Below are 3,469 nucleotides of genomic sequence, written 5' to 3'. Positions count from 1 at the left end.
GGCCGTGCCCCCGATGGAGGCCACGGTGTCGAGCCCGCCCGGCACGGTGCCGGAGAGGAAGTAGTCGGCGCCGGGGGTGAGCGCAGCCCCGTAATGCATCATGGCCCGGTTGGCGATGAGCGTGACCGCGTCGTTGATCGCGGCGCTGGTGGCCGCGAACCCGTGGACGACGGCGGCGGCGTTGGCCGCGGCGCCGGTCGCGAGCAGGACGGTCGTGCCGCTGATGTAGCAGGCGTCCCCGGCCGCGATGGCCACGCCGGCGCGCTTGCCGGTGCGGAGGCTCTCGGAGGATGGGTGGGTAGTGGAGAGGGATGGCGTCCCGGACTTCGCGACTGCGGCCATACGGCCCTGCCTTTCGTGTCAGGGCCAGATGACCCCGGGTTAGAACTTCGGTACGCGCCCGCTGGCGACGAGCTGCTGCCGCTCCTGGGCGACGCGCTGGGCGTCGGTCATGTCGCCACGGGACTGGGGGATCACCCCCGCCGCGCCCCGGAGGGCGTCGCGGTAGGTGTCGGTCTGCGCCCCGAGCGCCTTCACCCATCCCTGGATCGCGGGGCTGTCGAGCCACTCGATCTGGGCCAGGGGCGCGGCGTCTGCGGGGAACGTGGCCTTGACCTCGTCCGGCAGGGCGTCGCGGCGGCTCTCGATCTGCTTGGAGAGGACCTCGATTGCGCGGTCCCGCTCGGCCTTCAGGGCGTCGGCGTCGGCCTTGTGGGTGTCGCGCTCGCGCTCGAGCCCAGTGCGGACCTTGTCGAACTCGCCGCGATCCTCGGCCGCCTTGCGCTCCCGCTCGGTCTTGGCCGCGTCCTCGCGACGGGTGACCTCCTCATCGGCGAGCCGCTTGGCCCGCTTGTCGAGGTCGGTCTCGATGCTGCGTCGGGCGTTCGCCATCAGCGCGTCGAGCTCGGCCTGGGTTGCTGGGAGCTTGGGCGTCTCGCCCTGCTTGCCGTCACCCGCTCCGCCCGCTCCACCGCCACCGTCTCCGGCATCGGACTGGAACATCGGGTAGGTGTCGATCAGCCATCGGACGAACATTCGCAAGCTCCCCCGCCGTTGGTGCGGGGACGGCGACCCCGAGGCGGCCGGTGATGCGCCCCGGCCGGGCGGTGACGGGCAACAAAAGAGGCGGCCAGGTGAACCGGCAGCTTTCGCCGCGAGATTCGCCTGGCCGCCTCAGCAGCCCTATCGAGTTGTGTCTACTCTACCATGTCGCCGACAGCGTCATCGGTGGCGTACGGATGCCAACGGTCGACGGTCATGCTCCACTCTCTCGCAACGGTCACCGCGCCGCCAAGCCTCGCAGGATGCAGCGCCAGCCCGAAACGGTCATCGCCAGGACGACGACGCCTGGCCCGCATGGTGACCGGATCGAGGATCACCTCGTCGCCAGCCACGATGTCCTCGTCTGCGACGAGCGACATCGCCGTGGCACGGTCGTATTCGATGGTGCCGGTAGCGATCGTGATCACTTCGGTTGCGGCCATCGTTGCCCCGCCAGCGCGCACTCCCAGTCAGGGAATCGATCAACCCATTCTCTCACCAACTCAGGGCCGTGGTCTTAGCGAACGTGGGGCCACCGCTTGCCGGCCAGCCCTCATTCCCACGCCGGGATGCGCCCCGACCATTCCCTCGCCATCTGACCGTAGATCATCTTATCGACTACGACTAGCTTTTCGGCGGGGAACGACTCCCGGAATGCGGCCATCTTGGCGGCGGCGACTTCGGTCAACCAGCCTTTTACTTCCACCCAGTACCGCCCGTCGACTAGCAAGTCGGGCGTGTAGTGAGTATCGCCCATGCGAAACGTTCGGGGTTCGTACTCGTAAGTCAGCCCCATCGCCAACAGGGCGCGACAGACGTTCGCTTCCCACGACGAGCGCACGGAGTGGCCAAGATCGGCACGAAAGCCCTGTCGATACTTGCGAGGCCCCGCATCCCATTCATGCGCCCCGGCAGCCCGGCAGCGATGCGAGCAATACACGCGAGGGTGCGCCATAAGCCTACTTGGAGAGCGCAGTACGTCGTTCCCACAAGTTCGACAGGGCACGAGGGTGGAAGTCTTACGACACGCATGCGAGCAATACAGGCCATCCCGTCCTGTTCGATCCGAGCCACGATGTACTGGGCGTTCGAATGTTGAGCCACAGGTGACGCACACGAACGACTCGAACGTCTTTAGCCGAATGCCGTGCGCTCGACACGTCGATGAACAGAAGACACCCTGGCCAGACCTCGCTTTGCGTCGAATCTCAGGAATCCGACGAACGAATCGGTCATGGCAGTACTCGCACTCCAACTCGGCAAACGCTGATGCTCTCTGGTCAGATCGCTTGCAGGGGTTTGAGCAATAGACGATGCGGCTGTTTGCCTTCGCCCGTGTGAGGACAAATGCCTCAGAGTGATGAAACGTGATGCTGCACGCCTTGCAGGTGAATTGGATAGACTTTGGGGGCATGCTGCTGACCTCCTAGACAGGTCGGTGGGTGCCGCGCCGGGGGTGTTTGCAGCACCGCCCGGCATCTCCAATTATAGCCGATGTGGCTTCGATCTATCGTATTTGTGGCCACCTTTTAGAGGCTAAAGAGATAAAGGTCTTGAACGACTGGACCAGCGCGTAGACCAGGTACTCAACGTCCGACAACCGCTCGCCCGTGGGCGGTGGTTCAACCCGCGTCCGCTCCGCCGTCGCGCTCACGGAGTCCTCCTCGGATCCGGCGGGATGGTTGTCGATCGCCCGGTCCTCGGGTACGGCAGCGTCGACGGGCCGGTGGAGCGTCCCTCACGCGCCGCCCTGGCACGAGCCATCCACAACGGGGCCTCGCGATACGACGAGCCGAATCCCTGATCCGGCTCCCGCAGCAGGAAGTCCCTCAACTCCAGCCGACCGTTGACCACGTCGTCGCGGGCCGTTGGCGGGATGTTGCGGAGATCGCCGGCCGCGATCTGCTCAGCCAGCCAGTCGTCGCCCGTGTCGTTGATGTCGGACTGGCCGGTGACTTCGGGGACGCTTTCACAACGACACCCGTGGTGCGCCTCCTGAAAGCCGTCGGCGAGGCTGAACACGGTGCCATGTAACGACACGCACCCGAGGCAGGTCGCATCGTCCAGCGTCGCCACCCACCGCCACCCGGTAATGGTTCCCGGCGGCTGCGCGCGGTACGTCGCCAGCGTCGCGCTACGCCCCGCGTCGTGGACCGCCGTCCGGCTGCCCATCAGTGCCCGCGCCCCCGCCCCGCCCAGTGCCGACGCGATGCCCGCCACCGCGTCCGGCAGATCGAGCAGCGACGCGAGGACGTCGGCGACCGGCAACAGCGTCCCCGCCAGCCATGCGGTCACCGCCTCCCCGCCTCGGACGGATCCGGCCAGGTCAGCCACGTCCTGCGGCGCAGGTGGCCGCCACGCCGGCACGCCTTGGGGTCGCGATGACGCCACACCCTCGCTCACGGCCGCTTGCTGGGCCGCGACGATG

4 protein-coding genes and 1 pseudogene are annotated in these 3,469 nt (G+C 67.1%); all 5 read right to left on the bottom strand.

Features of this window, described 5'->3' with window-relative positions; translation table 11 throughout:
- Nucleotides 1–342: pseudogene (locus tag VNL12_RS20530) on the bottom strand (hypothetical protein); the annotation flags it as partial.
- A 39-nt stretch (nucleotides 343–381) separates the two neighbouring features.
- Nucleotides 382–1,035, bottom strand: coding sequence for a hypothetical protein (locus VNL12_RS20525; RefSeq protein ID WP_325597219.1), 654 nt, complete (start codon nucleotides 1,033–1,035; stop codon nucleotides 382–384).
- A 161-nt stretch (nucleotides 1,036–1,196) separates the two neighbouring features.
- Complete coding sequence (locus VNL12_RS20520; protein WP_325597217.1) at nucleotides 1,197–1,484, bottom strand: hypothetical protein; 288 nt, start codon at nucleotides 1,482–1,484, stop codon at nucleotides 1,197–1,199.
- Nucleotides 1,485–1,594: 110 nt separating this feature from the next.
- Entirely contained in the window at nucleotides 1,595–1,882 is a 288-nt protein-coding gene (locus tag VNL12_RS20515) for a hypothetical protein (protein WP_325597215.1), read from the bottom strand.
- Nucleotides 1,883–2,691: 809 nt separating this feature from the next.
- A partial coding sequence (locus VNL12_RS20510) for a phage minor head protein (RefSeq protein ID WP_325597213.1) occupies nucleotides 2,692–3,469 on the bottom strand: 778 nt, incomplete at its 5' end.

Origin of the sequence: Iamia sp., assembly GCF_035575815.1 — a bacterium.
GTDB lineage: Bacteria > Actinomycetota > Acidimicrobiia > Acidimicrobiales > Iamiaceae > Iamia.
The sequence above is the reverse complement of the archived record's forward strand: the minus strand, read 5'-3'. Positions and strand labels throughout refer to the sequence as shown.